Source organism: Halomonas sp. GFAJ-1, assembly GCF_000236625.2.
Taxonomy (GTDB): Bacteria; Pseudomonadota; Gammaproteobacteria; order Pseudomonadales; family Halomonadaceae; genus Vreelandella.
In genome coordinates, this window is sequence record NZ_AHBC01000055.1 from 1 (window position 1) to 26,680 (window position 26,680).

Genomic DNA, 26,680 nt, shown 5'->3' on the forward strand with positions numbered 1-26,680 from the left:
GGTTTGTAAAACCATAAGGCGAATAATAACAATCACGCTAACAGTGTCTGTATGTCTGTCAGATAAGTCAGCTTCTTGATCAATAAGTTAATAGCTTAGTGGCTGGTTTAGGCACGCTTATTGCTGCACATAAAGCGATACCGTGAATACAACGGGCAACAGCACTGCTGAGGAGAACACTATGACCGAGCGAACCTCCCAAATGGTGGATAGAGAGGGGCTAATTGAACTTGATGTCGAAAACGATGTTCGTGATAGCCCACGCTTTAACGAGGATATTGCCCCCACAAAGGCGGCTGAAAGAACCTGGAGTAAATGGAACATTGGCGCGCTATGGGTAGGGATGTCGATCTGTGTACCGACCTATACGCTGGGGGGGGTACTCACCGCCTATTTTGGCTTAAGCGTAGGGGAGGCACTGTTTGCTATCCTTCTGGCCAATATCATCGTGCTGATTCCGCTCACCTTAAACGCTTTTCCTGGCACGAAATTTGGCATTCCCTTTCCCGTCGTACTGCGCTCATCGTTTGGTATTTTAGGCTCTAACGTGCCGTGTTTAGTACGGGCGTTAGTAGGCTGTGGCTGGTTTGGTATCCAAACCATGTTTGGCGGTCTCGCTATTCACCTGCTGCTCTCTGCGTTAATTCCTGCCTGGGCAGCCTTGGGTGGCGTTGGTGAAGTGATCGGCTTTTTTGTCTTTGGGGCGATGAATCTGTATGTGGTGATTCGTGGCGCTGAATCGATCAAATGGCTGGAAACACTGGCCGCGCCGTTACTGTTGGCGGTGGGGATTGGGCTGATGATGTGGGCATGGCCGCATATGTCGATGACAGAGCTGCTGGCTCAGCCGCCATCGCGCCCTGAAGGTGCGTCGGTTTATGGTTACTTCTTTGCTGGCTTAACCGCTATGGTAGGTTTTTGGGCCACGTTGTCGCTGAATATTCCCGACTTCAGCCGTTTCGCGAAAAGCCAAAAAGACCAAATTGTAGGGCAAGTGATGGGCTTGCCGCTGACCATGTTCTTCTTTGCAGCACTTGGGGTGGTACTCACCGCTGCATCTGAGTCACTGGTGGGGCAAACCATTGCTGATCCGGTCAACTTGATTGGCATGATCAACAGCCCTTTCTGGGTGGTGCTGGCGATGGTGTTTATTATTATTGCGACGCTTTCCACGAATACGGCCGCGAACATTGTATCGCCTACTAACGACTTCCAAAATATTGCACCTAAGTGGATAAATCAGACGCGTGGCGTGCTGATGACAGGGGCGGTAGGCGTGCTGCTGATGGGTTATGACCTGTTACAAAAAGCAGGCGTGATCACCCAAGGCGTATCCTTAGAGCAGATGTACGCTAACTGGTTGCTTGGCTACTCCAGCTTGTTAGGCCCTATTGCAGGTATTATGGCAGTTGATTACTTTTTGATTAAAAAGCAGCGTCTAGACGTGCCCAGCCTCTATATGGATAACCATGCGTACCCTGCGGTGAATGTAGCGGGATTTATCGCTTTCGGTGTGCCTGTGGTGCTGACGTTGCTTTCACTATTAACCGGCACTATGAACTGGTTCTATGACTACGGCTGGTTTACTGGCTCAGCGTTGGGCGCGATTGTTTATTATGTTGCAAGCCAAGCGTTAGCCACCTCATCTCAGGTGGGTCCTACGCCGCTAGACGCAAGTGAAGTGATAAAACAGCCATAAAACGTTACTAACGCTTGGTCAGCAAAAACAGCGCCCGGCCTTTGGCTGGGCGTTGACGGTTTAGTCTGGCTGTTTGAGAAAGCTTAAAAATGCATTAACCACTCGGTTGGGGCGGCGGTCGCGGCGGGTGATTAACACAAAGGGCGTTAGATAGTGGAGGGTGGCTGCATGGAGCGTGCGCATTTTGCCTGCGGCGACCCATTGGGCGGCAACGTGTTCCGGTAAAAAGCCGATAAAGCGTCCGGTGAGAATCAAAAAGGCAGCGCCTTCGCGGTCGGAAGCCGACGCCTGTAGGTTAAGCGAGTCGTGGGCTATACGCGCATCGCTGGGCAGTGGGTAGCGGGGGGTGATGGCGGGCGCAAGGGCAATCTCTGCAGCGCTTATGGCGTCGTCAGGCTGTTTATAAAGCGGATGATCGGCTGAGCAGTAAAGGTAGGAGGGCTCATCATAAAGTAGGCGAGTTTCCAAACTGGTGGGCAGGTTCACCGCAGGCACCACGCCAACCTGCAAGTGGCCGTCCATTACTCCTCGGATGACCGCATCCGAAGGCTCCATGTGAATATTAACCGTAACGCTGTGATGGGGGGCGGTCAGCTTCGCCAGTGCATGGGTAACGTGCATGTCGGGCAGCGTTACTAAGTTGTCGGTAATGCCGATATTCAGCTCACCTTTGATGCTGTGGTGCAGGGCGTTAACGTCGCTTTTAAACGTCTCCAGCGCCGTCAGAAGCGTCAGGCCTGCCTGATAAATCTCTTTGCCCTCTTCGGTTAAGCTGAACCCTCCGCGCCCGCGCTGGCAGAGTGAAAAGCCTAAACGGCCTTCTAGGTCGTTCATGTGCTGGCTAATGGCTGAGCGGCTAATCCCCAGGGCAGTTTCGGCCGCGGTAAAGCCGCCGCACTCCACCACGGTTTTAAAAATACGCACCAAGCGTATTTCATAGTCGCTCATTTGGCCTAGAGTGGGCATGGTGCTTTTATATCCTTGAAGAAACCTAGCAAAATTAGCTCTTTAATGGCTCTATTACATTGTAAACTAAGCCTATATCCAATTTAATCGTAGATAGAGCTGTACGCTTAACGTTATTCAGTGGGCTATTGTCCCTGTGCAAAAGAGGGCCTGCATTCCCGTTGCGAACATAATTATAAGGATTTTAAGGCACCATGCCGCAGAGTTTGCCGCCGTCATCGTCTTTGTCTTCCAACGCTTTTCCTTTATACCGGCGTCAGCGCTGGGGGAGCATTGCGCTTTATTATGCAGCCATGGTGGGGCTGCTGGTGCTGTTTACGTGGGTATTAAGTGATCAATACCATCAAGAGGTCAACGCCTCCCGAGATCGCAGTGCGACCCGTGCGGAGCTGGTAGGGGAGTGGGTAAGCACCACGTTTTCCCTGAGCGATCAGGTGTTAATGGATGTCTCTCAGTTGCTAGAGCCTCCCATGCCCCCTTTTCCTACTGAACACCGCCATTTTGAGTCGCTGCTTCAAAAGCGCCGCGATAGCCTGCCGATGGTCGAAGAGATAAGCATCATCGATGAGCATGGGCAGCTACTGGTCAGTTCGAACTTGAGTCATCCTCCCGGCTTTGATACCCGTGGCACGGCGTTTTTCCAGACGTTTCAACAATCGCCGCGGCTTGAGCAGCTGGTGACCCCTCTCTATTGGTCAGCCTTTTCACGCGACTACCACATTTCCCACGTGCGTCGACTGCGGGGCTTAGAGGGACACTTCAGCGGGTTGGCGGTGGTGCAAATTGCTCCCCGTGTTTTGGACAGCGCTCTGCAGCGCTTAAGCATGGGAGCGGGTGAGAGCATCGCCATCATTGATACCCAGGGGCAATTAGTGGCGCGCCGTCCAGGGTTAGATGATCAGACTGCGCTGGGGACGCCTATTGATCACGCGCGTATTACCCAGTTTTTAAACAGCGCTATGCCTCGCGAAAGCATGCGCATCGTCTCGCCGCTGGAAGGCGATGATCGCTTGTTCTGGCTGCACCGCGTTGAGGGATTGCCGTTTGCCGTGGTGGTGGGTGAGAGCATGCAGCAGGTGCTGGCGGGCTGGTGGCAGCGGCTATGGATACTCAGTGCCATTTTGGTGTTGATTGGCCTGCTGGGGGGTTGGGGCTTGCGCCACTATCTCAACCGCCTACAGCTTGAAATGCAGCTTTATCAGCGTATGCAGGAGCGAGAGCTGGCACGGGCAGAGGCGCAGCAGCGAGAAGCGCGGCTACAGGCGTTAGTCTACTCCATCCAGGATATGATCTTTGTGTTTGATAGCCAGGGGGGCGTGATCTACGTTCACGCGATTCATCAGCACCGGCTGCTTAAGAGTGTTCATGACATTACCGGAAAACACTACAGTGATGTGTTGCCTGAGGAGGTGGCGAAGGCATTTTCCAGCGTCTTTTATCGCGTACGGCGCCATCGGCGTGCTGAGGAGCTTGAGTATTCGCTGACATTTGAGGACGAAGTGAGATATTTCGCCGCCACTGTCAGCCCGTTAAGTGATGCTAGCGGTGGTTTTGATGGGGTGCTGGCGTTGGTGCGAGATATTACCCAAGCGAAGCTGGATGATGTGCAGCTACGCATTGCTGCGACTGCGTTTCAAACCCACCTGGGGATGCTGATTACCGATGCCCAGGGGTGCATTTTAAAAGTTAACCGAACCTTTACGCGCATTACAGGCTACCAAGAGAGCGATGTGTTGGGGGAAAACCCGCGCATGTTCAGCTCAGGCCGTCACGATGCTGATTTTTACCGCACGCTGTGGGGTAATGTCGCTAAATCAGGTAGTTGGGAAGGTGAGGTTTGGAACCGGCGTAAAAATGGCGAAGTATTTCCTGAGTGGCTCACCATCAGTGCGGTTAAAGATAATGACGGTGTACTGACACATTATGTCGCGACGCTTAGCGATATTACCGAGCGTAAAGCGGCGGAAAAAGAGATCCACAAGCTAGCGTTTTACGACCCGTTAACCGGGCTTGCGAATCGCCGTTTGTTTAAGGATCGCTTGGAAGCCATGATGAATGCTCGCCCGCGGAACCCGCATCACGGCGCGCTGCTATTTATTGATTTAGATAATTTCAAGCAGGTCAACGACACCCTGGGCCACTACGCCGGTGACCAGCTGCTTCAGCAAATGGCCTCGCAGCTGCAGGCGGTACTACGGGAAACAGATACCCTGGCGCGTTTAGGGGGTGATGAGTTTGCAGTGGTGATTGATACGCTCAACGAAGATGCTGAGCAAACGGCGCTGCTGGCGGAGGGAATTGCCCAAAAGCTGCTGGTCGCTATTCGTCGCCCGGTACTGCTGCGCGATGAGACTGTGATGGTCACCGGGAGTATTGGTATTACGGTGGTGGATGGCAGTGCGCCAAGCGTCGATGACTATCTGCAGCAAGCGGATATGGCGCTATTCCAGGCCAAAGAAGCCGGGCGCGATACGCTGAGCTTCTTCGACCCCGCCATGCAGTCAGAGCTGGTGCAGCGTGCGCGGCTTGAGGCAGACCTTCGCCATGCCTTGGCCAATCAGCAGTGGCGGTTGCACTATCAGCCCCAAGTCGACCGCGACGGCGTGCCAACGGGGGTAGAAGCGCTGCTACGTTGGCAGCACCCTGAGCGCGGCATGGTGTCGCCCGGGGTGTTTATTTCACTACTTGAGAGCACGCGGTTAATTAACGAAGTAGGCGACTGGGTGCTGGAAGAGGCGTGTTGCCAGCTGGCCGAATGGGCGCAGCAGCCGCAGTACGCACACTTGGAAATGGCTGTGAATGTGAGCCCACTGCAGTTCCGTGAGCCAGATTTTCTCGCCCGCACCCAAGCTGTTTTGCAACGCACTGGCGCGCCGCTGGAAAAGTTGAAACTTGAAGTGACTGAAAGCCTGTTTTTAGAAGCCCGCGATGATGCCCGGGCTAAAATGGAAGCATTAAAAGCACTCGGTGTACGCTTCTCTCTGGATGACTTTGGCACCGGCTACTCATCGCTTGCGTACCTGGCAAAACTGCCGCTGGATCAGCTGAAAATTGACCAGAGCTTTGTGCGTGAAATTCTGCAAAGCCCTGCCAATGCGGCGATCGTGGAGAGTACCATTGCACTGGCCAAGAGCTTAGGGCTTGACGTGATTGCTGAGGGCGTAGAAACCGGCGAACAGCAGCGCTGGTTGGCCGAGCACGGCTGCTACTGTTATCAGGGGTATCTGTTTGCACGGCCGATGGCGTTGTCTGCGTTAACCCAATGGGTCAGCCAGCAGAAGGGGTAGCTGAAGGCGGGTTGCTAGCGCGTCGGGAACAATCACTTCCAGGCGGGAATCCTGGCGCCAGGCGCAGCCCTCTACACTGAGTTTACCGTCGGCGCGATTAAGGCGCTTCCAACCGCTGTCGGTATGAAACACCCCTTTTACCCGAGCCGCCGCGGGGAGTTCGCCCAACCACGCTGCTAAGCGGTCGAGGTCAAAGCGCTCACTCGGGTGCCAGCGCACACCGGTACTGGTGTAGCCAAGGGCGCTAGCGGTTTCTTGCTGGGGTTTGCCAGGCGGAGGTAGAAAGTCAAAAAAACCGCCTTCTAGACTAGGAGGAGAGGTGGGCTGTTGATGGGCCACGGGTACGTCGGCACGCGTCGAGGTGGCTTTACCGCTGTTAAGTAATCGGGAAATAGGCAGTTGTCCGGCGTTAGCGTGGTGAATCCATTTGCGCGTTGGCCAAAGCGCGTTGGCGAACTGCTGAGCATTTTCAAGCTGCTCTGGGGCTGACTGTTCTCGCATGGTAATCACCACCGCGTCGGCCATGGCCAACTGGTCTTGAAACGTTTCGTGGGCGCGCACGCGCGCTTCATCCAGGCGGCGAGGGTCGAGCGTGGCGATAATGTCGTGGACATCCACGACGTCTTGAAACGCCTCGCCTCGCAGTAGGTCAAGTAGGCCCGCGGGATGTCCCAGCCCCGAGGGCTCGATAATCACGCGGTCAGGTTTGCTGCGCGCCAGTAGGTTTATCAGCGCTGCCTGGAGCACAAACGACAGCTGGCAGCACAGACAACCGCCGGGCAGGCCTTTCACTACCACATCCTCACGATGGTCAAACATCGCTTGATCAATGCCAATTTGACCAAACTCGTTGACCAGAATCGCCCACGTTTCATCCACAGGCTTTTGTTCAAGCAGGCTGTGGATAAGCGTGGTTTTTCCGCTGCCTAAAAAGCCGGTGATGATATGCACCGGTACTTTTTTTAAAGCTGCCACGCCCTAGCCCCCCGTCATGTTCATAAAACGTACCACCTGAACGTCGCCATCGGTGGTGAAATGATGGCGTTCAGGCTTCAGCGGCAGCGCATTGATAATAGCCGTTTTCAGTGCCTGCATATCCCCTGGATAGCGGCGCAGTACAGCGCGTAGATCTACCGAGTGCTCGTTGCCCAGACAGAGCAGCAGGCGCCCTTCAACGGTGACGCGAACACGGTTGCAGGTGTCGCAAAAATTGTGGCTGTGGGGCGAGATAAACCCCACACGACTTTCGCTATCGGCCATTTTAAAGTAGCGCGACGGGCCGGGCGTCTTTTCTGTGGTGGGGATTAGCGGATAGCGCGTTTCAATCAGTGCCTGTACATCGTCGCTGGAGTAGAAGGTCTCTGCCCGGGAGTGGTCAGAAACGTCGCCCAACGGCATCTCTTCGATAAAGCTAATATCGAGACCTTCCTCACGGGCGAAGGTGACGAGGTCGAGCACTTCATCGTCGTTACGGCCTTTTAAAATCACCGCGTTGAGCTTAATGCGCTGGAAACCAGCCTCTTTGGCGGCGTGGATGCCGTCAATCACTTTGGCTAAATCACCGGTGCGGGTGAGCTGCTTAAAGCGTTCCGGGTCGAGTGAGTCCAGGCTTATGTTCAGCCTGCGCAAGCCTCCCGCAAACAACTGTTTCGCGTGTTTGCGTAGGCTGGCGCCGTTGGTGGTCATGGTGAAGTCGTTAAGCCCTGGCAGCGTGCCTATTTCATCCACTAACTGCTCAATGCCTTTTCGTACCAGCGGCTCGCCGCCGGTGAGGCGGATTTTCTCAACGCCTAACTCGGTAAAGGCGCGGGCTACCATCGCCAGTTCTTCCAAGGTGAGCACTTGCGCACGAGGCAGAAACACCATCTCCTCGCTCATGCAGTAGACGCAGCGGAAGTCGCAGCGATCAGTGACAGAAATCCGCACGTAGCTGACACGGCGGCCAAAGTCGTCAATCAGTTGTTTGGCAATCTGTGGATCGGTCATTGCCACCCCGTTAGTGGTTGAATGGATACCGTTTCACCAGGCTGAGCACCTGCCTGATCATCGCCCAGCTCAATCAGGCAGTTGGCCGCTACCATCGAGGTCAAAATACCCGACCCCTGAGCGCCGGTCGTGCGCACGTGCAGTGTTCCCTGCGAGTCGCAGCGATACACGCCACGTAAAAAATCGGTGCGCTGCAAGCGGCTTTTTAGCGGCGTTTCCGCAATGGCCGTTAAGCGCGCAGGTGGTGAAGGCATTTGCCCTTGCAGGCGTTGCAGCAGCGGGACCACAAACTGGCTAAAGGTTACCATGACCGCCACCGGGTTGCCGGGCAAGCCAATAAACGGCGTGTGCGATTGGCCAAGCCTGCCGCAGGCCATGGGCCGCCCTGGGCGCAGCGCCACCCGCCAGAAAGCTAACTGCCCAAGCTGCTCTAACGCTTGGCGAGTGAAGTCGGCATGGCCGACGGAAACGCCGCCGCTGGTAATCACTAAATCGCTGTTTTCGGCAGCGTCTGCCAGCGCATGCTGAATGACGGTTTGATCATCGGGCAGAATTCCTAGGTCGACGACCTCAGCGACTTGTTCGGCGAGTAGGCCCATCAAGGCAAATCGGTTGGTGTCGTAAATAGCGGCGCTGGGTAGCGCCTCGCCAGGGGGCGTCACTTCATTACCGGTGGAGAAAATTGCTACCTTGGGGCGTTTAAAGACCGCAACGTTGGCATAACCCAGCGAGGCAACAAGCCCCAAACTAGCGGCATCAAGGCGAGTGCCCGCGGCCAGGGCAACTTCGCCAGCAGCGATATCTTCCCCTGCTTGGCGAACGTGCTGGCCGCGTAACACCCGCTCAGGCGCATCAATCACCACGCAATCAGGGTGCTCTACTAGCTGCTCCCGCATAACGACGGTATCAGCGCCTGCGGGTAGCGGGGCGCCGGTAGTAATGCGCACGCACTGGCCTACACGCACTTGGCCTGCAAACATGTGCCCCGCAAAGGCGTCGCCTGCAATGGGCCAGCGGGTCTGGCAAGGCGTTGTTTCGGGCCAAGCAAGCGCTACCCCGTCCATGGCAGCATTGGTGTTTTGCGGCACATTAATAGGGGCGGTGATATCGACAGCGAGTCGCCTGCCATAGGCCTGACTGAGCGCGATGTACTCACTCCCCACTGGGCGCTCAACCAGTGTCATAAGCGCTTCCCGCGCGGTGTCAACGGGGAGCATCTGTTCGCCTAGCTCAAAGCACGACAGGCTCATAGTCTCTCCTGGGGGGCAGTCGCTAGCGCTAGCTCCAAGCGATGTTTTTCTTCCTCAGTATTTAAGTTGGCAAACGCCTCAGGGCAGTCGGACATATCCACCTTGCACCACGCGTGGCGGGCGAACCAGCGGTCGATTTTGCGCTCGCCCTGGGCAAGGGCGTCGGCAAGGTCGTCAGCTAACGAGGTGCGCAAGAGGACGACAACCGGGTGAAGGCGCTCACCGTCGAAGGCGACGGCGATATCCTGCTCGCCGCTTTCCGTCATAATGCCCGCAAGCATGCGCGGCACGAGGTCGTTGGGTAGAGCAGGGGAGTCGCAAGGGGCGACCAGAAGCCAGGGCGTTTTAGCCGCCCGTAGCCCGCTATAAATGCCCATCAACGGCCCTTTAAAGCCGCCCTCTGCATCTTCTATCACCCGGTTAGCGAATGGCGCGTAGCCGTCACTATTGCGGTTGGCATTAATCAGCAGCTCAGCCACGCGGCCTTCCAAGCGCTTTGCAACATGGGCCACCAGCGGCAGCCCGGCGAAGGGTTCAAGACCTTTGTCGCGGCCACCCATCCGGCGACCTTCACCGCCGGCCAAAATCATGCCGGTTATGTCGTGTGTTGCGATCATACGCCCGCCTCCTTTGATGTGCGCGCAGTCGGTGGTTTGTCGGGGATGGCGTCAAGGGTTAAACGGCCATTAGCATTGATCGCCTGAAAGTTTTTTCCCTTAGCGCGGCCAATCAGCATCACGCCGAAGCGCTCGGCCAGCTCCACGCCTTTTTGGGTGACGCCGGAGCGTGAGACCAGCACGCTAATGCCCATCTGCGCTACTTTTAGCACCATCTCGGAGGTCAGGCGGCCCGTGGTGTAAAAAATGTCGGCGTTAGCACTCTCCGCTTGCTTAAGCCACTGGCGGCCTGCCAAGGTGTCTACGGCATTATGCCTGCCAACATCCTCGACAAAATCAAGCACCTCGGTTTGGCGGCATAGCGCACAGCCGTGTACCGCGCCTGCGCTGCGGTACGTCTCGTTGTAAGCGTTAAGATTGCTCAGTAGCTGGTAGAGCGTTGACTGCGTAAGCAGTGTTTCAGGCAGGGTGGTTAATGAGGTTTGGGCGAGCAAGTTGCCAAACACCGTTCCTTGACCGCAGCCGGTGGTCACCGTGCGCGTACTTAAACGCGCCTCTAAATCTTCCGGCAGGTGGCGTGTAACCACAACGGCCGCTTCCACTTCCCACTCCACTTGAACGGCGGTTAAGTCCTCGGCCGAGCGCAGCAGCCCCTGATTACGCAAATAGCCCACCACCAGGGCTTCTGGGTCGTCTCCCAAGGTCATGAGCGTAACGATTTCGCGTTTATTGAGGTAAACCGTCAAAGCGCGCTCGGCGGCAATCGCCTGCTGGCGTGTTTCGCCATAGGCATCCATGACGTTGATAGTGGTGGTCGCTGGTAACCGGGCTCGGCTTAATTGAAGGGCGGGCATCCGCAATCCTCGCTGGTACTTAATCAAGCGCCTGAACAGCAATACCTGAAAAACAGTACCTAAAAACAATAATAGTTGAGTAAAACACTCTGAGTTGACGATGATGGCGCTCGGGGGGCTTACTTGTCTACCCATTCTAAGTCTAAGGTAATTAGCTAAGAGGTCTCCCGCTATGACGGATAATTTACGCGCATTGAGTATTACCTTGGTCGCTGAGCCTAAACAGGTGAAGGGTTTTACCCTGACACAGTGGCGCATTGCTAGCCTAGCGCCCGGAGATCAGGGCGAGTGTGTGCTAGCGCTTCAGCTTTCGATGACTGAGCGTGCTGCCTACCGCTTTAATCTAACGTCGGCTTCTCCTCGGCTATTCGTACGGGCAGGATTTAGTGGTCAAACGCCTAAGCCGGATGCCATCACCGCGAGCCAGGATGTGGCGGCCGGCTGGCTGGATGGCGAGCAGCAGGTGCTAGAAGCGCCGATGCCCATGGCGATTCAGGTATGGATTGAAAATTACCTTGCCCGCCATGGCGAGGCGCCACTGGAAATGCGTAAGAAAAAACGTAAAGGGGCCGGGCGAGCAAAAGAACTGCCCACCAAGGAGCAGCCGCAGTGAGCCGATTAGAGCGCTGGTCGCGCAAAAAGCGCGGTGAAGAAGTTGATGAGCAACCGCTGGAAAGCGCGGCATCAGCAACAGTGGAAGAACGGCCCCGGGAGAGCGCACCGATAAACGATGGCGCAGAAGAGCAGGCTGCGCCCAGCGAGTTGTCATCACAGCAAGCGGTTGATGAGACGCCCGCACCGGGCAGCTTGGACCATACGTTACCTGACCCTGATGCGTTGCCCCCAGGCAGTGACTTCAGCGTGTTTATGGCTTCTGGCGTTAGCGCTGCGCTACGTCGTCGAGCGCTCAAACGGCTATGGGCTACGGGTAACTACAACGTGCGTGATGGCTTAGACGACTACGATGCCGACTACCGTCAGCAACTCAAGCCCATGGCGAGTGAGCTAGCGAGTAAATTGCGGCGTTGGGCCAATAAGGCAGAAGAGCACGTCGCTACTAATGAAAATGTCGTAGATGAAACGATCACAGAGGAAGAAAAAACGGGTGTGGAAGAGCATTCAGCTGCGTTGAATGCCTGTGAAGATGAGGAGCATTTAGCGCAAAATGGCGGTCTAGACGACCAGTCTGATAGAGTAAGTGCCCCATCAGGAGCAACACACGAAAAACAATAAAATTATTTTTATACAATGGGTTATGAGTATATAGATGGCTTAGCGTTGACGTTTCAGTCGCTAAGAGAGTGGCAAAAAAGACCATAGGCCCATACGCTCAAGGAATAGAAAGCGTTAAGATAAGCGTCTGAAATTAAAAAATGACATTTCATTATAACAAAAATGACTTTCTGACCGTGAGCATGCATGAATCAACGTATCCAACTGGCGTCGTTAGACGACCAGCGCAATGTCGCCGCCCGTGAGGCGGTGCGTCAGCGCATCTCGTGGCCGGCCAATTTAACGCCGGCTAATGTGACCTACCATAGTCGTGGCCATGTGCTGTTAATTGGCAGCGCTCATACCGCGTACTCGGCCGCCCGCCTTTTACAAGGTCGCGGTCTTGCTTCGCTGACCCTGCTGATGACGGATGAGCCTGAGCAGCAGAGCGCGCTTACCGTCGGCAGCGAGCCATTAATAGAGCGCCGCTTCTCCATTGAACAGTTGCAGCAGCTCCACGTTTCGGGCCACTTAGGGGCTTTTCACGTTGAGCTTCGTCCCGTTGAAGGTGACGTACTTAACCTGGCCCAAGCGCTGATTGAGCGAAGTAACTTTGACGTGGTGTTGGACATGACCGGGGCCGAGTGTTCGATTAACACGCCTCCCTGGGAGTTGCCGCCGCCTGGCTACGTGGCGCTTGATTGGGCAACGGCCAGCAACCCTGGTGAAGTGCTAGACAGTGTTGCTGAGCTAATTGGCGAGTTTGATAAACCACGTTACTTTCAGGTCAATAGCGACCTGTGTGCCCACTCATCCAGCGGTAATATCGGCTGTACGCGTTGCCTGGATGTTTGCCCTGCAGACGCCATTTCCAGCTATAAAGGGCGGATCGAGTCGCGCATTGAAATTGACCCCTTTCTTTGCCAGGGCGTTGGTAGCTGTACCAGCGCCTGTCCTACCGGCGCCATTGAGTTTCGCTTGCCAGAAACCCGCCGGCAGCAGGACACCTTGTCGACATGGCTGGCCGCCTATCGCGAGGCCGGTGGGCAAGTGCCGGTAGTGCGCTTTATCACCCAAGACTCCCTCGACGCTGAACGCCAAACGGGCGTCGTCACGCCGGGCTTCATATTGGATGCGCCTCTTGAAGAGCTTGGCGCTGCGGGTCACGACCAGTGGCTCACCGCGCTGGCCAGTGGTGCCGCTGAAGTGCGCATCCATCTGCACGAAGCAATGCCTCCACGCTTAAGCGCTTTTTTAACTGATCAGCTTACTCAGGCCCGTAGCCTGCTTGAAGCGCTGGGTCATGATGCCGCGCGTATCCAGCTCATTGAGCCAGGCGATAGTGACGCCCGCGATGCGCTACCCGTCTTAACGCCGCTAACCGATGCTGCACTGGCCTTGCCTGAACCAGATAAGCGCCAGCGGTTAAATCGTGTGCTGGAACACTTAGCCACGCTTGGAACACCCAGTGGCGAACGCCACCCGATGCCAAGCGGTGCTGCTTATGGTGCTATCGAAGTAGATAGTGTCGCCTGTACGCTCTGCTACGCCTGTGTTAGCAACTGCCCAACCCCTGCGTTGAGTGCCGGTGGCGATACGCCTTCGCTTAGCTTCCGCGAAGCGGATTGTGTGCAGTGCGGCTTATGTGAAAAGGCCTGCCCTGAAGACGCCATTAGCCTGTTGCCTGGATTTTTAGCCGCTCCTGAGCGGCATGTGCGGCATGTTTGCCATGAAGAGGCGCCGTTTGAGTGCATTAGCTGTGGCAAAGCCTTTGCAACGGCCAGTACCGTGGCGGCGATTAAACAAAAACTCGCCCACCACCCTTACTTTGCTGGTGAGGCGATGGCACGTTTAGAAATGTGTGAAGACTGCCGGGTGAAGGACGTTTGGAAAACCATGATCCGCGACCCTGACGCGCAATTAAAGGTGTAAAGCCATGAGCCATGCGATGCCCACGCTGAGTGATTCAGAGGCACTGAGATCTGATATTTATCAGCTACTAGCCAGCTTATTGCGCCAAGCGCCGGACACAGAGCTGCTGCAATGGTTGGCAGCGCTTGAGATCGAGCAGGATGGCAGCCGACTGGCAGAGTGCTGGGCGGCGCTATCAAGCACTGCCCGTGACACTACGCCTGAGGCGTTACAGCGTGCTTATTTTCGCCATTTGGTGGGCGTCATTCAGGGCGAGATAGTCCCTTATGGCTCCTGGTACTTAAACGGCGAGTTAATGGAAGCGGCGTTGGTGGCGCTGCGCCACGACCTGCGCGCATTAGGCTTTGAACGTCGCGAGTCGGTCCATGAGCCAGAAGATCACCTAGCCGCTGTATGCGAAGTCATGGCAATGCTGGTGGCCTCGCAGAGCCAAGAGCAAGGCTACTTTTTTCAGCAACATATCAAGCCCTGGGCCGGTAGCTGTTTTGCTGACCTTGCCAAGGTAGACACCGCTTTCTATGCAGCGCTTGGGCAGTTGGGTGGCGCTTTTATGGAAAGCGAACAGGCTAGCTTGAGTGATCAAGCGGCCTATCAGCCGGTTCGTATTGTTGAGCCATAAAAAGAAAGGGCATGAAAGAGGAGACCCCCCATGCAAACGTCACATAACTCTGAGCGCCGCCGGTTTATCAAGACCGTAGGATTAGGAACCGCTGCCGCGGGCGCGGCCGCTGCTGTGGGCCATGTAACCTTGGCTCAAGCTGATAACAACAAGCCGGTGGAGAGCGAAAAAGCGTCAGTTAATTACCGTGAGACTGACCATGTTCGTGCTTACTACGCGTCGCTGCGCGACTGACGGCTAAAACGCCAGGAGAATTGCCATGCGTCTAACACGCAAAACAACAGCCCCCAAGGCCCCAGGTCTTGGAATTTCCCGCCGTCAGTTTTTGCAGCGCACGGGTGTCGCGACCGGTGGCGTGGCGGCCGTAGGCTTTATGGGCGCGCCGATGATGCAGCGTGCCGAGTCGGCCCAGAAAACCCCGGTGCTGGACTCCCCTGTAGAGACTAAGCGCACTATCTGCACGCACTGCTCTGTAGGCTGTGGCGTTTATGCTGAGGTTCAAGAAGGTATTTGGACAAAGCAAGAACCTGCCTTTGACCACCCCATTAACCGTGGTGCCCACTGTGCCAAGGGTGCTTCGCTGCGCCAGCATGGCCACTCCACCCGCCGTCTGAAATACCCGATGAAACTGGTGTCAGGTGAGTGGCAGCGCATGAGTTGGGACGATGCGGTCAACGAAATTGGTGACAAGCTGCTTGAGCTGCGCGATGAGCACGGCCCGGACAGCGTTTACTGGCTAGGCTCGGCCAAGTTCAATAACGAGCAGGCGTATTTAATGCGCAAGCTCGCCTCCATGTGGGGCACCAACAATACCGACCACCAGGCGCGTATCTGTCACTCCACCACGGTGGCGGGCGTGGCGAACACCTGGGGTTACGGGGCGATGACCAACTCGCTCAACGATATGCAAAAAAGCAAATCCATCCTGTTTATTGGCTCTAACCCGAGTGAAGCCCACCCGGTGGCGATGCAGCACATCTTGATTGCCAAAGAGCGCAATAATTGCGACATCATCGTTGCCGACCCGCGCTTTACCCGCACGGCGGCGAAAGCCAATAAGTACGTACGCCTGCGCCCCGGCTCGGACGTTGCCTATATCTGGGGCTTGTTGTGGCACATTTTTGAGAACGGCTGGGAAGATAGCGAGTACATCAGCCAGCGCGTTTACGGCATGGACGAAGTCCGTGCTGAGGTGGCCCAGTTTACGCCCAGGGTCGTAGAAGATATCACCGGCGTGCCGGAAGCAGAGATGTTCGATGTGGCCAAGCGGTTGTCGGACAACCGCCCTGGCTGCGTAGTGTGGTGTATGGGGGGTACTCAGCACACTACCGGGAACAACAATACCCGTGCGTACTGCATCTTAGAGCTGGCGCTGGGCAACATTGGTAAATCTGGCGGCGGGGCCAACATTCTGCGCGGCCATGACAACGTGCAAGGGGCTACCGATCTTGGCTTGGGCAGCGACTCTCTACCTGGCTACTACGGCTTGGCTGAAGGCGCCTGGGAGCACTGGTCAACCGTATGGGACGTTGACTATGAGTGGCTGAAAGAGCGCTTTGATGACACCGAATATGCCGATGGTAAACCCATGTATACCAGCGGTATTACGGTATCCCGCTGGGTGGACGGCGTGCTGGAAGAGGATGAAAACATCTCCCAGCGGACCGCGCTAAAAGCAATGTTCTACTGGGGGCACGCGGTTAACTCGCAAACCCGCGGCGTTGAAATGCAAAAGGCGATGCAGAAGCTTGAGATGATGGTCATCGTTGACCCTTATCCCACCGTTGCATCCGTTATGCACGACCGCAGCGACGGTGTTTACTTGCTGCCTGCGGCTACCCAGTTCGAGACTACCGGTAGCGTAACCGCCACCAACCGCTCCATCCAGTGGCGCGATAAAGTGATTGAGCCGCTGTTTGAGGCTAAGCCCGACCACGAAATCATGTACCTATTCGCCCGCAAGCTGGGCTTTGGAAATGAGTTCGTTAAAAACTTTGAGATGAACGGCAACGAGCCGCTTATTGAAGACGTACTGCGGGAAATCAATCGCGGCATGTGGACGGTGGGTTACACCGGACAAAGCCCTGAGCGGCTCAAAGAGCACCAGAAAAACTGGCATACCTTCAGCTTTGAAAACCTGCGTGCCCAGGGCGGCCCCGCTGACGGTGACTACTATGGCTTGCCGTGGCCCTGCTGGGGAACGCCGGAGTTTCGTCACCCTGGCTCACCCAACCTGTATGACACCAGCGTGCCGGTCATGGAAGGCGGCATGGGCTTCCGTGCCCGCTTTGGCATTGAGCGAAACGGCGTCAACCTGCTGGCCGAAGGTTCGGCACCTGTCGGTGGAGACATCGACGATGGCTACCCCGAGTTCAACGATCAGTTGCTGAAAGACTTAGGCTGGTGGGATGACCTGACCGACGTTGAGAAAGTGGCCGCTGAAGGTAAAAACTGGAAAACCGACTTCTCAGGCGGTATCCAGCGGGTAGCGATTGAGCACGGCTGCGCCCCCTATGGCAACGCCAAAGCGCGCGCTGTGGTGTGGACCTTCCCCGATGAAGTGCCAAAACACCGCGAGCCGCTTTACACCACGCGCCGTGACTTGGTTGAACGCTTCCCCACCTGGGACGACTTCGACTCCATTATGCGTCTACCTACGCTGTATAAAACCATTCAGGATCGGGATAACAGCGCCGACTACCCAATTATCCTGACCTCAGGCCGGCTGGTTGAGTACGAAGGCGGTGGTGAAGAGACGCGCTCCATGTCGTGGCTAGCGGAGCTCCAACAAGAGATGTTTGTCGAGATCAATCCGGCCAATGCCAACGACATTGGTGTGCGGGATGGCGATGATGTCTGGGTAGAAGGTGCAGAAGGCGGGCGGGTAAAAGTTAAAGCCTTAGTCACGCCTCGCGTTGATCGTAACGTTGCGTTTATGCCATTCCACTTCGGTGGCATGTTCCAGGGCGAGAGCCTGCGCGACCGTTACCCGGACGGCTCTGATCCGTACATCATTGGTGAAGCAGCGAACACCGCCACCACCTATGGCTACGATCCGGTGACACTAATGCAAGAGACTAAGTGCACCATTTGCCGCATTGAGCGCGCCTGAGGCTTGAAAAAAGGCCGACCGACCTGACAGCACGGCGGTGCGGGAGCCATCCCGCACCGGCATGAGGAGAACACCATGGCTCAAATGAAATTTATGTGTGACGCCGAGCGCTGCATCGAATGCAACGGCTGTGTCACCGCTTGTAAAAACGCTAACGATGTCGAATGGGGCATTCAACGTCGTCGTGTCGTCACGCTGAACGACGGTGAAGCAAGCGAGATGTCTATCTCAGTGGCCTGCATGCACTGTGATGACGCCCCCTGCATGGCCGTTTGCCCCACCGACTGCTTCTACAAAACCGATGACGGCATCGTGCTACACGATAAAGACCTGTGCATTGGCTGTGGCTACTGCCTGTACGCTTGCCCCTTCGGTGCGCCCCAGTTCCCCAAACAGAATGCCTTTGGTGAACGTGGCAAGATGGACAAATGCACCTTCTGCGCTGGCGGCCCTGCTGAGAGCAAAGAAGAGGAGTATGAGAAGTACGGCTCTAACCGCATTGCCGAGGGTAAGCTGCCGCTATGTGCAGAGATGTGCTCTACCAAGGCGCTACTGGCGGGTGACGCCCAAGACGTGGCTGATATCTTCCGTCAGCGTGTAGTGCATCGCGGCCACCCAGACGGTGCTTGGTCTAATAATCCTCAGGCCAGTGCCGATAACTTAGCCTATGATGCTACCCGTAAAGGGTGAGGAGGCGTGTCATGAACCTGTTGACTGCACAGGCACCCGTCAGGGTGCCGCGCTCAGGTAAAGGGCTCGCCCTGGGCATTTGGCGCTTGGTGATGGTAGCGCTGGTAGTGATGCTGAGCCTTGGGTTCACCCAGGTAGCGGTGGCCCAGGCGGAACCTGACCGCGAAATGAGAACCGCTGCCCCCGGCATTACGGCTGATCAATGGCGCCAGGTGCGTAGTGGCGAGACGGATGCAAATTTCCGAGATTCTCGTCATGACAGCAACTACAACCTGATCAATGCCAGTGGTGAAACATGGCGCACGCTGCGCAACCGCTGGGTGTCGCCATTTGGCCTAATCGCAGTGTTTGGCATGGTGAGCATTATCACGCTGTTCTATCTGATCATCGGCCGTAAGGAATTAGCAGAGCCGCGTACTGGCCGCAAGCTGTTCCGCTGGTCACTATTTATGCGCTCGTTGCACTGGACCGTGGCCACCCTGTTTATCACCCTGGCGTTGACCGGTTTGAACTTACTGTACGGCAAGTTCGTATTCCGGTCGCTTTTCGGTGATGCTTTTTGGGGGTGGATGATTTCGGCCTCGAAAGTGTTACATAACTACCTGGGGCCGCTATTTGGCATTCTGCTGGTTGTACTGCTAGTGAAGCTGCTTAAAGATAACATTCCCAAAAAGCACGACCTGCAGTGGTTCAAGCAGGGCGGTGGGCTTGTAGGAAAAGGCCATCCGGATGCAGGTTTCGCTAATGGCGGGGAAAAAGCTTGGTATTGGTTGCTGGCTACCGCAGGCATTGTGGTGGTTGTTAGTGGCTTTGTACTCGACTTTCCTAACTACGGCCAAAGCCGTGACACCATGCAGTGGGCGAATATTATCCATGCGGTGGGTGCCCTTGGCTTAACCGCAGTAGCGCTTGGCCATATCTACATTGGCACGGTGGGTACCGAAGGGTCGCTTGAAGCCATGACCACGGGTTACGTGGATGAAGCTTGGGCGAAAGAGCACCACAACCTTTGGTATGAAGAAGTGAAGGATCAAGCAATCTCGGAAGAGGAGGTTGCTGCTCGCAAGTCGGGTGACAGCAGCAGTGACGTTTCAGCTTCTCGACCTAGCTAGCGACGTATAGTAATGCCCTTTGACACCGCCTACGGGCGGTGTCTTTTGTTATGCTGCCCTTAACGCACTTTAAAGAGAAATCAACATGGCAACATTTGACGAACTGGATACTACCGCGCGTACCGAAATTGAAGCAGCCGCTTTTCGCCGCCTACTGAAGCATTTAGACGACAACAAAGACGTGCAAAATATCGACCTGATGATCCTGGCTGACTTCTGCCGTAACTGCCTCTCCAAGTGGCTGGTCACGGCGGCAGAGGAGCAGGGTACTTCGCTTGAGATGGAAGCCGCCCGCGAGTACGTGTATGGCATGCCCTATAGCGAGTGGAAAGCGCACTACCAAGGTAAGGCAACGCCCGAACAGCTCGCTGCGCTAGAGGCGCGTCACGCTCAGAAGAAAACCCAGGAGTAGCCCATGGAAAGCATGGTGGCGTTAAACGTAGCGGTGTTAACGGTGTCGGATACGCGCACGGAAGAGACCGATCGTTCGGGCCAATTCCTAATAGAGCGGCTCACCGGCGCGGGCCATACCCTGGCTGAAAAGCGCATTGTGCAGGACGATGTGTATCAACTTCGCGCGGTGGTGGCCCAGTGGATTGCCGACCCTGCGATTCAGGTGGTGATTACCACGGGGGGGACAGGCTTTACCGGGCGCGACTCCACCCCCGAGGCTATCTCGGTGCTGCTGGATAAGCGCATCGAAGGCTTTGGTGAGCGCTTTCGCCAATTGAGCGGCGACGAGATCGGTAGCTCCACGATTCAAAGCCGCGCTTTGGGTGGGTTTGCCAACGCCACTGTCGTGTTCTGTTTGCCCGGCTCAACCGGTGCGTGCCGCACCGGCTGGGACGGCATTCTGGCCGAGCAGTTGGATAGCCGCCATAAGCCGTGCAATTTTGCCAACTTAGTGATTCCAGGCCGGGGGCAGCATGGCTGATTTACAGCCGATCGAAACAGCCCTTGAGGCGCTGCTGGCAGGGGTGGTGCCGCTGGAGGCTGAGCCAGTGCCGCTAGTGCAGGCGGCGGGTCGCGTGCTGGCCGACGTTGTTTATGCCCAGTTGGACGTGCCGCCGTTTGATAATAGCGCCATGGATGGCTACGCCTTGCGCGCCGCTGATGCGGGGCAATGGCTGCCGATAAGTCAGCGCATTGCCGCAGGCACCCAGGCCCAAACGCTTGCGCCCGGCAGCTGCGCACGTATTTTTACCGGCGGTGAGATTCCTGCTGGCGCTGACTGTATGGTGATGCAAGAGCGCGTAGAGATTGACGGTGAGCGCGCACTGATTCCAGCGGATATTCCGGCGGGGGACAATGTGCGCCGTCAGGGGCGCGACGTGCAAAGTGGTTCTGTGCTGCTAAATGCCGGTGAACGGTTGGAAGCTGCTGCATTAGGTCATTTGGCCGGGCAAGGCGTCACCGATGTGAGCGTACGCCGTCGGCCCCGTGTGGCATTACTCTCCACTGGCGATGAGATTGTTGACCCCGGCACACCATTAAAGCCCGGTCAGCTCTATAACTCTAACCGGCCAATGCTCAAGCGGCTGTTAGAAAACTTTGGGGCTGACGTCGTGCAACTGGTTAGCGTGCCGGATGACTATGCTCAAACCGTTGAACTACTGCGCCAAGCGGGGCTAAACGCTGACGTGGTTATCAGCACCGGTGGTGTAAGCGTGGGCGAAGAGGATCATGTCAAAGCCGCGCTGGAAACGCTGGGCCAGCTCGATATGTGGAAGCTGGCGATTCGCCCTGGCAAGCCGCTGGCACTGGGCCGTTTGCCCCGCAACGATGGCAGCCACGCACGCTTTGTAGGGCTTCCTGGGAACCCTGTGTCTAGTTTTGTAGGGGCATGGCTATTTTTGCGGCCACTAATGGGCGCACTGCTTGGCTGCCCTACTTTAAAAGCACTGCCCAATATGACTGCTAGCGCTGGTTTTGCCACCTCAACCGGCCCCCGCGAACACTATATGCGCGTGACGCTAAACTTTACGCCAAGCGGTGTGACGGCCAAGGCTTTTGACGATCAGAATTCCGGCGTGCTTTCGTCGTGCATCAACGCCGATGCCTTAGCGGTGATCCCGCCTAATAGCGAAATCGCTAAGGGCGATAAGATCCGCTGTTTATGGTTGGCAAGTTAGGGGATGAGAAGGCTAAGGAGTCAGCTTGCGCGCGTCCAACAGCAGTACGAGTTGCTGCTGTTCAAACGTAAAGCCGCACAGCGCCATTGAAAACCGTCGGGAACGCAGCAGCTTAGGTAGCGGGTAAAGCGTGTTGGCAGGCAGTTGCCGAAGGGTAATGTCGCCGCTTACGCCTAGCTGCCAAGTGCTGTTTTTTTCGCTCCTTACTTGAGCGTCGCGCAGGGTTAGCCAGCGGCTAGGTGGCGTAGGTTGGTCGCGCCCTTCATAAAGCAACGAGTGGGCGCTGGCGCTGCGCAATGCCGTCGGTTGATCGGCCATGGCGATAACATGACACGCTTCTAGGGCGGCACGGTAAGGCCCTACGCGAAACAGCACCATAGCCACCTGAGCTTGCTCGTCATGATCTTGATGCTGAAGCACGTTAACCCAGCCCCTGCTGGTAGGCGTTGAATAGCGCCTCTGGCTCAAGCAGTGCAAGCGCTTGGCGATCATCTATCTGCCACAGCGCGCTAACATAAGGGTGCAACGTGCTGGGAAGCGTTTCGGGAGGCGCTTGCAGCATGCTTTGGGCCACGTCGCACACATCGTCTAGCTGTTCTATTCGCACGCCGCTGCTCATGCCCGCTGCGTTGACTAACAAAATCATGCCGTGGGTTGGGTTCTCAGGCGTGGGCAGGCCGAGTAGCTGATGCAGGCTAATGACAGACTCAATGTGGCCACGCAGGTGCAGTACGCCTTCAGTAGAGACAGGTAGCCCCGGTACGTAATAAACGGGCTGATCGCTGGGTAAAATCTCGCTCACTGCGCTGCCGGGTAGTGCAAAGCGCTGGCCATTGAGCCGAAAAAGCACTAGCTGCTGGGTGGGCTCATCAACATCGACCACTGTATTAGCATCGCCGTGTGCCGCTAACGCCTCTTCCAAAGAGTGGCTGTCGCGTGGCGTTTCAGCGCTCATCGGCTTGCTCCATTGATACGACGACCTGATTGCGTCCCTGGTCTTTGGCAAGGTAGAGCGCCTGATCAGCGCTTAAACGCAGTGACTCGGTAGAAGGCTGCGCGGGGAAGCTGCTGATACCTGCGCTGAAGGTGCAGCGAAAGCGGACATCACCGGCGTGGAAATCGACCAGTGCAAAATCCTCGCGCAAACTATTAATTAATGTGGCGGCCTTCTCGGCGTTGATACCTTTTAGCAGCACAACAAATTCTTCGCCGCCGTAACGGCCGATAATATCTGAGAGCCGCAGGCGGCTCTTTAATAGCCTTGCCAAGGTGATAATCACTTGATCGCCCGCCAAGTGGCCGTGGGTATCATTCACATGTTTAAAGTGATCAATATCAATCATCGCCATGGCGTGCTGGCTGTTTTCGCGGTGTGCTTGGGCGAGGGTTTTATTGATGAGCTCGGTGGTAGTGCTGTGGTTATACAAGCCGGTCATACTATCGCGGGTCATTAATGAGCGCAGTAGGCGTAGGCGTTCAGCGCGCAGCCGCACCGCCGAGACCAGTTCCTCTGCCTGTACGGGCTTGGTAAGAAAGGCTTCAACACCCGCGGACATCGCGGAAATTTGCTTTTGGCTGTCGGTTTCACTAGAGAGATAGATGATCGGTAGCCCTAGATACTCCGGCTGCTGACGAATAATCGTCGCCAGCTCTTCCCCTGAACACACCGGCATATACACATCGACCAGCAGTAAGTCGGGACTAAAGCGCTCCATCGTAGTGAGTGCATCGGCGGGATGGTGAACTTGATGAGCCATCATGCCGCCCTCTTCAAGCAGTAAGGCATGGTAGGCAGCTACTTCAGGCTCATCATCCACCACGAGTACCTTTAGCGGCTCTTCCGCCGCCGGAGCGGTGAGCTCATCCACCGCCAACATAAGATCCAGCGGCTTCACTGGCTTTATGAAGTAGCCGTCGCAGCCTGCGCGAACGGCGCTCAGGCGTGAATGAAAGTCGCTGTGGGCCGACAGTACGATGGCAGGCAGCGGTTGGTCGGTCAATTTGTTGAGGCTGGCCAGGGTTTCCGTGCCGGCTGTCTGGCCTTGGGGGAACTGCACATCCATGATCACCGCGTCTGGCCGACGAGTGAGCACGGCGTTAAAGAACGTTTCTGTGTCGATAAAGTGCACGACCTCATGACCAAAACAGCGGAGATGGTGGATTAGTTGATCGACCTGCTCGGGCTCATCGTCGCACAAGTAAATTAACCGCTGGCGCTTATTGCGCATCGGCTCCACTTGGCCGGTCAGCTCAAAGCTGTGCACCGCGGACAGCGCTTGCTGCTGGCCATTATGCGAACGCAAGTGTTGCTGTTCGCGCCCCAGCTTATGTAGCAGCTCGCTGATATAGGTGTCGATATCAGCACGCAGAGGAGAGGAGGTGAGCGACTCCTCAGCCTGGTCTGCTAGCTGGGCAAGCCGCTCAAAGCCCAACGACCTCCCGGTTCCTTTCAAACTATGAAAGAAGCGGTGCAGCTCCGGCGCGAGTCGCGTTTGCTCTTCGGTCGAGGCGCGGCTCTGCTCCCACAGCTTGGCGGTGTGCGCTAAGCGGGCTGGAAGCTGCTCAATAAAACGCGCACGCAGCTGATTGAGCTTTTCGTGCAGCGAAGGGGCGGGCTGAGACATCAGACTACCTAAGTGATTGGTCGAAAGCGGCGATCCGTTCCATTTTATCCATTCCATCGCATCTAACATTGTTTCGGAGCATGCTTAGCTGTTGAGTGCCTGTTGAACGGCGGCTTCTAGATTACTTGCCAGCTCGGCATCTTTACGCAAACAGGCGTTCAGGCCCGGTGTCTGGCGTAGTGCTTCATCCGGGGTGTCCCCGGTAAGTAAAATAAACGGCAGGTGATTGCCTTGCTCGCGCAGCATCGCTAGCAGTACTGTGCCGCTGACAAGGGGCATGTGCATATCGCTGACAATCAGTTTGATATCGCTGTGAGAATCTAACTGCTCGACGGCGTCCATTGCATCATTGGCCATCAGAGTATTATGCCCTTGCGATTCAAGCAGTGCCGCCGTCATTTCACCCGCTAGCGGATCGTCGTCTACGACCAGAATATGCATCCATGACCTCTTGAGTGTTGTGTAAGTAACCCGCGCTTTAACCCAGCAGGGCCTGGAGAGTTTCTACTAAATTGTTTTGATCAAAACTGCCCTTGACGATATAGGCATCGGCACCAACCTCAATGCCGCGTCGCCGATCAGACTCTTTTTCCCGCGAGGTGATAATAATAATCGGCCGATAACGATAAACCTCATTTTCGCGCAGTCGGGCAGTCAGCGCAAAGCCGTCCATTATTGGCATCTCAACGTCGGTTAGTACTGCATCAAATGGCTCCGCCAGTGCTTTGGCTAACCCATCGCGACCATTTTCGGCCAGCGTAACGTGGTAGCCCCACGCTTCGAGTACGTCTTTCTCTATTTCCCGGGTATTCAGTGAGTCATCGACTACCAAAATGCGCTTCGCGAGAGTGGATGAGGGACGCTCATTACCAAGGTGCTGGACATTGTGCCGGGTAGCCTCCAGCAACGCAGGTATGTGCAGTAGGCTCACCAGCGCATTACGCCCCATGGAAACCATGCCCGAGACCAGCGGTAAGTGACGTAGATGCACCGGGAGCGGCTTAATCACCATATCGCGCTCATCAATCAGTGAATCAATTATCAAGGCGAGCTTCTGGTGTCGCTGGTGGACGACCAGCAGTAAGGTATTATCGGTGTCGGACGTTGTCTCAGGTAGCTCAAGCAGTTGGGCTAGTGATACCACCGGTACAAATTCATTGCGCAAAATCAGCGTGCGCTGTCCAGCAGCATCAATGAATGAGCCAGGTGAACACTCCACCAGCTCGGATACGTAAGGCGCGGTTACCCCTAGGGTGACACCGCCAACGCTGATCAACAGCACGCGCATCATGGCCAGTGAGAGTGGCAGGCGCAGGGTAAAGCGCGTGCCGCTGCCGCGTTCGCTGGTAAGCTGTAAGTCGCCGTTAAGCTCGTCCATAACCGTGCGCTTGACCACATCTAAGCCCACGCCGCGCCCAGAAAAGTCGGTAATCATGCTTTTAGTAGAGAAACCCGGCAGGAAAATAAGCTCCAGGGTTTCCTGCTCACTCAGTGTATTCAGCTGCTCTTCACTGACGAGCTGTTTGGCAAGCGCTTTCTGACGCACCGCGTCTAACGCAATACCTGCGCCATCATCATGCATCTCAACCATTACCCAGTCCGCATCTTGCCACGCTTCAATCACCAGCTTCCCCCGGGGTGATTTACCCGATGCCACGCGCTCGGCAGGTGGCTCGAAGCCATGATCCAGGGCATTGCGCAGCAGGTGAATGAGCGGGTCTGACAAGCGATCAATCATCTGGCGATCAAGCTCTATTTCGGCGCCTCGTAAGCGGCAGTCGACCTGTTTGCCGAGTGATTGAGCCAACTCACGGGACATGTGCGCGAGCGGATCAAACACTACGCTTAGCGGTAGCATGCGCATTTGCAGTGCCCGGTCGTGCAAGTCGTTCATCAGCGAATCGTGACTTAAAACGCTATCTTTCAGCTCACGGTGAAAAGCGTGAAAGGGCGCCTGCTGCTCGGCAGGGAGCGTGGTGCTTAACGCGCGGGCTTGGTCAACCAAGGTATGTAAGTGGTGGTGGCCGGAAAGTACTTCACCCATCAAGCGGATAACATCGTCTAGCCGGTCCAAACGAACCCGCACCGTATCGCTGAGGCGTAGTTCGCTCTCGGTGGTCAGCGCAGTGGAAGTCGAAGGTGCTGAAGGCGTAACAGGAAGCGGGGGTGCAGGTGTGCTGGGCAGGGGTTGGGTTTGAAGAGCCGCCTGTTCAAGGGCGTTACACAACGCCTCATCCGTGGCCGGTAAGTCATCGCCTGTTGCCCCTTGGGCTAGCTGACTGACAAAGTCAGAAAGCCCATCAACGGCTTGGTTAAGCAGGCTGGTAACTGTCGGCGATGCGGTTAGGGTGCCGTCGCGCAGGGCGCTGAGCAGTTCTTCCGTGCTATGCGCCAGTGCCGTAATGGGCGCCAGCTTTAACATACGCGACGAGCCTTTGAGCGTATGCGCTGCGCGAAACAGCTCATTGATCTGCTCTCGGTCAGCATAGCCCTGCTCTAATGCACTTATCCCTTCGCGTAAGCGCGGCAGGTGGTCGGCGGCCTCTTCCACAAAGCGCTGAATAAAGCGGCGAATATCCAGCGCCATG

24 protein-coding genes are annotated in these 26,680 nt (G+C 56.1%); 13 read left to right on the top strand and 11 right to left on the bottom strand.

Features of this window, described 5'->3' with window-relative positions; translation table 11 throughout:
- The first annotated feature begins 181 nt into the window (after positions 1-181).
- Positions 182-1,699, top strand: coding sequence for an NCS1 family nucleobase:cation symporter-1 (locus MOY_RS14860; protein ID WP_009101318.1), 1,518 nt, complete (start codon positions 182-184; stop codon positions 1,697-1,699).
- A 60-nt stretch (positions 1,700-1,759) separates the two neighbouring features.
- Here MOY_RS14860 and MOY_RS14865 read toward each other — a convergent pair whose 3' ends face one another.
- The gene (locus MOY_RS14865; RefSeq protein WP_009101320.1) at positions 1,760-2,665 is read right to left on the bottom strand and encodes a LysR family transcriptional regulator; all 906 of its coding nucleotides are present in this window, start codon (positions 2,663-2,665) and stop codon (positions 1,760-1,762) included.
- A 293-nt stretch (positions 2,666-2,958) separates the two neighbouring features.
- Here MOY_RS14865 and MOY_RS14870 point away from each other — a divergent pair, with 293 nt between their 5' ends.
- A complete protein-coding gene (locus tag MOY_RS14870) occupies positions 2,959-5,952 on the top strand; it encodes a bifunctional diguanylate cyclase/phosphodiesterase (protein ID WP_009101322.1) in 2,994 nt (997 codons plus the stop codon).
- Here the strand turns inward: MOY_RS14870 and MOY_RS14875 are convergent.
- The 5 genes from MOY_RS14875 to MOY_RS14895 are packed head-to-tail and all read right to left on the bottom strand — an operon-like array spanning position 5,920 to position 10,659.
- Positions 5,920-6,927 carry a CobW family GTP-binding protein gene (locus tag MOY_RS14875; protein WP_009101325.1) on the bottom strand — a complete coding sequence of 336 codons (1,008 nt, stop codon included), beginning with the start codon at positions 6,925-6,927 and terminating at the stop codon, positions 5,920-5,922. The genes MOY_RS14870 and MOY_RS14875 overlap by 33 nt on opposite strands.
- Positions 6,928-6,930: 3 nt before the next feature.
- The gene (gene moaA / locus MOY_RS14880; protein WP_009101327.1) at positions 6,931-7,938 is read right to left on the bottom strand and encodes a GTP 3',8-cyclase MoaA; all 1,008 of its coding nucleotides are present in this window, start codon (positions 7,936-7,938) and stop codon (positions 6,931-6,933) included.
- Positions 7,935-9,188, bottom strand: a complete 1,254-nt coding sequence (gene moeA / locus MOY_RS14885; RefSeq protein WP_009101330.1) for a molybdopterin molybdotransferase MoeA — start codon at positions 9,186-9,188, stop codon at positions 7,935-7,937. The genes moaA and moeA overlap by 4 nt, the downstream gene beginning before the upstream one ends.
- Positions 9,185-9,805, bottom strand: a complete 621-nt coding sequence (mobA, locus tag MOY_RS14890; protein WP_009101333.1) for a molybdenum cofactor guanylyltransferase MobA — start codon at positions 9,803-9,805, stop codon at positions 9,185-9,187. Before mobA ends, moeA begins: the two co-directional genes overlap by 4 nt.
- Positions 9,802-10,659 (bottom strand): formate dehydrogenase accessory sulfurtransferase FdhD, encoded by an 858-nt coding sequence (locus MOY_RS14895; RefSeq protein WP_009101335.1) that lies wholly within the window; start codon positions 10,657-10,659, stop codon positions 9,802-9,804. Before MOY_RS14895 ends, mobA begins: the two co-directional genes overlap by 4 nt.
- Positions 10,660-10,831: 172 nt before the next feature.
- Here MOY_RS14895 and MOY_RS14900 point away from each other — a divergent pair, with 172 nt between their 5' ends.
- From MOY_RS14900 to MOY_RS14950, 11 genes are all read left to right on the top strand, one after another.
- The gene (locus MOY_RS14900) at positions 10,832-11,272 is read left to right on the top strand and encodes a DUF3305 domain-containing protein (RefSeq protein ID WP_009101337.1); all 441 of its coding nucleotides are present in this window, start codon (positions 10,832-10,834) and stop codon (positions 11,270-11,272) included.
- Positions 11,269-11,892 (top strand): DUF3306 domain-containing protein, encoded by a 624-nt coding sequence (locus MOY_RS14905; protein ID WP_009101339.1) that lies wholly within the window; start codon positions 11,269-11,271, stop codon positions 11,890-11,892. The genes MOY_RS14900 and MOY_RS14905 overlap by 4 nt, the downstream gene beginning before the upstream one ends.
- A 186-nt stretch (positions 11,893-12,078) precedes the next feature.
- Entirely contained in the window at positions 12,079-13,803 is a 1,725-nt protein-coding gene (locus MOY_RS14910; RefSeq protein WP_009101341.1) for a 4Fe-4S binding protein, read from the top strand.
- Between the two features lie 4 nt (positions 13,804-13,807).
- Positions 13,808-14,422 carry a TorD/DmsD family molecular chaperone gene (locus tag MOY_RS14915; RefSeq protein WP_009101343.1) on the top strand — a complete coding sequence of 205 codons (615 nt, stop codon included), beginning with the start codon at positions 13,808-13,810 and terminating at the stop codon, positions 14,420-14,422.
- A gap of 30 nt (positions 14,423-14,452) precedes the next feature.
- Complete coding sequence (locus tag MOY_RS14920) at positions 14,453-14,656, top strand: twin-arginine translocation signal domain-containing protein (protein ID WP_009101344.1); 204 nt, start codon at positions 14,453-14,455, stop codon at positions 14,654-14,656.
- 25 nt (positions 14,657-14,681) lie between these two features.
- Positions 14,682-17,534 carry a formate dehydrogenase subunit alpha gene (locus MOY_RS14925; protein WP_009101346.1) on the top strand — a complete coding sequence of 951 codons (2,853 nt, stop codon included), beginning with the start codon at positions 14,682-14,684 and terminating at the stop codon, positions 17,532-17,534.
- Between the two features lie 75 nt (positions 17,535-17,609).
- Complete coding sequence (gene fdh3B, locus MOY_RS14930; RefSeq protein WP_009101348.1) at positions 17,610-18,224, top strand: formate dehydrogenase FDH3 subunit beta; 615 nt, start codon at positions 17,610-17,612, stop codon at positions 18,222-18,224.
- A gap of 11 nt (positions 18,225-18,235) precedes the next feature.
- Positions 18,236-19,336 carry a formate dehydrogenase subunit gamma gene (locus MOY_RS14935; RefSeq protein ID WP_009101351.1) on the top strand — a complete coding sequence of 367 codons (1,101 nt, stop codon included), beginning with the start codon at positions 18,236-18,238 and terminating at the stop codon, positions 19,334-19,336.
- 85 nt (positions 19,337-19,421) lie between these two features.
- Positions 19,422-19,748 carry a DUF1244 domain-containing protein gene (locus tag MOY_RS14940; protein ID WP_009101353.1) on the top strand — a complete coding sequence of 109 codons (327 nt, stop codon included), beginning with the start codon at positions 19,422-19,424 and terminating at the stop codon, positions 19,746-19,748.
- Positions 19,749-19,751: 3 nt separating this feature from the next.
- The gene (gene moaB / locus MOY_RS14945; protein WP_009101355.1) at positions 19,752-20,270 is read left to right on the top strand and encodes a molybdenum cofactor biosynthesis protein B; all 519 of its coding nucleotides are present in this window, start codon (positions 19,752-19,754) and stop codon (positions 20,268-20,270) included.
- Positions 20,263-21,468: a molybdopterin molybdotransferase MoeA gene (locus MOY_RS14950; protein WP_009101357.1), complete on the top strand. Its 1,206-nt coding sequence runs from the start codon at positions 20,263-20,265 to the stop codon at positions 21,466-21,468. Before moaB ends, MOY_RS14950 begins: the two co-directional genes overlap by 8 nt.
- Before the next feature lie 12 nt (positions 21,469-21,480).
- Here the strand turns inward: MOY_RS14950 and MOY_RS14955 are convergent, their stop codons facing one another.
- The 5 genes from MOY_RS14955 to MOY_RS14975 form a co-directional block, all read right to left on the bottom strand.
- Entirely contained in the window at positions 21,481-21,888 is a 408-nt protein-coding gene (locus MOY_RS14955) for a hypothetical protein (protein WP_009101359.1), read from the bottom strand.
- A 1-nt stretch (position 21,889) separates the two neighbouring features.
- Entirely contained in the window at positions 21,890-22,423 is a 534-nt protein-coding gene (locus MOY_RS14960) for a chemotaxis protein CheW (protein WP_009101361.1), read from the bottom strand.
- Positions 22,413-24,092, bottom strand: a complete 1,680-nt coding sequence (locus MOY_RS14965; protein WP_009101363.1) for a diguanylate cyclase — start codon at positions 24,090-24,092, stop codon at positions 22,413-22,415. Before MOY_RS14965 ends, MOY_RS14960 begins: the two co-directional genes overlap by 11 nt.
- Positions 24,093-24,176: 84 nt before the next feature.
- Positions 24,177-24,533: a response regulator gene (locus MOY_RS14970; RefSeq protein ID WP_009101365.1), complete on the bottom strand. Its 357-nt coding sequence runs from the start codon at positions 24,531-24,533 to the stop codon at positions 24,177-24,179.
- A gap of 37 nt (positions 24,534-24,570) precedes the next feature.
- On the bottom strand, positions 24,571-26,679 hold the full coding sequence (locus MOY_RS14975; RefSeq protein WP_009101366.1) for a hybrid sensor histidine kinase/response regulator: 2,109 nt from the start codon (positions 26,677-26,679) through the stop codon (positions 24,571-24,573).
- Position 26,680 lies beyond the last annotated feature (1 nt).

Coding starts and splice junctions, on each gene's coding strand:
- MOY_RS14860 (WP_009101318.1), top strand. CDS start 182: ATGACCGAGCGAACCTCCCAAATGGTGGATAGAGAGGGGCTAATTGAA.
- MOY_RS14865 (WP_009101320.1), bottom strand. CDS start 2,665: ATGCCCACTCTAGGCCAAATGAGCGACTATGAAATACGCTTGGTGCGT.
- MOY_RS14870 (WP_009101322.1), top strand. CDS start 2,959: ATGGTGGGGCTGCTGGTGCTGTTTACGTGGGTATTAAGTGATCAATAC.
- moaA (WP_009101327.1), bottom strand. CDS start 7,938: ATGACCGATCCACAGATTGCCAAACAACTGATTGACGACTTTGGCCGC.
- moeA (WP_009101330.1), bottom strand. CDS start 9,188: ATGAGCCTGTCGTGCTTTGAGCTAGGCGAACAGATGCTCCCCGTTGAC.
- mobA (WP_009101333.1), bottom strand. CDS start 9,805: ATGATCGCAACACACGACATAACCGGCATGATTTTGGCCGGCGGTGAA.
- MOY_RS14895 (WP_009101335.1), bottom strand. CDS start 10,659: ATGCCCGCCCTTCAATTAAGCCGAGCCCGGTTACCAGCGACCACCACT.
- MOY_RS14900 (WP_009101337.1), top strand. CDS start 10,832: ATGACGGATAATTTACGCGCATTGAGTATTACCTTGGTCGCTGAGCCT.
- MOY_RS14910 (WP_009101341.1), top strand. CDS start 12,079: ATGAATCAACGTATCCAACTGGCGTCGTTAGACGACCAGCGCAATGTC.
- MOY_RS14915 (WP_009101343.1), top strand. CDS start 13,808: ATGAGCCATGCGATGCCCACGCTGAGTGATTCAGAGGCACTGAGATCT.
- MOY_RS14920 (WP_009101344.1), top strand. CDS start 14,453: ATGCAAACGTCACATAACTCTGAGCGCCGCCGGTTTATCAAGACCGTA.
- MOY_RS14925 (WP_009101346.1), top strand. CDS start 14,682: ATGCGTCTAACACGCAAAACAACAGCCCCCAAGGCCCCAGGTCTTGGA.
- fdh3B (WP_009101348.1), top strand. CDS start 17,610: ATGGCTCAAATGAAATTTATGTGTGACGCCGAGCGCTGCATCGAATGC.
- MOY_RS14935 (WP_009101351.1), top strand. CDS start 18,236: ATGAACCTGTTGACTGCACAGGCACCCGTCAGGGTGCCGCGCTCAGGT.
- MOY_RS14940 (WP_009101353.1), top strand. CDS start 19,422: ATGGCAACATTTGACGAACTGGATACTACCGCGCGTACCGAAATTGAA.
- moaB (WP_009101355.1), top strand. CDS start 19,752: ATGGAAAGCATGGTGGCGTTAAACGTAGCGGTGTTAACGGTGTCGGAT.
- MOY_RS14950 (WP_009101357.1), top strand. CDS start 20,263: ATGGCTGATTTACAGCCGATCGAAACAGCCCTTGAGGCGCTGCTGGCA.
- MOY_RS14960 (WP_009101361.1), bottom strand. CDS start 22,423: ATGAGCGCTGAAACGCCACGCGACAGCCACTCTTTGGAAGAGGCGTTA.
- MOY_RS14965 (WP_009101363.1), bottom strand. CDS start 24,092: ATGTCTCAGCCCGCCCCTTCGCTGCACGAAAAGCTCAATCAGCTGCGT.
- MOY_RS14970 (WP_009101365.1), bottom strand. CDS start 24,533: ATGCATATTCTGGTCGTAGACGACGATCCGCTAGCGGGTGAAATGACG.
- MOY_RS14975 (WP_009101366.1), bottom strand. CDS start 26,679: ATGGCGCTGGATATTCGCCGCTTTATTCAGCGCTTTGTGGAAGAGGCC.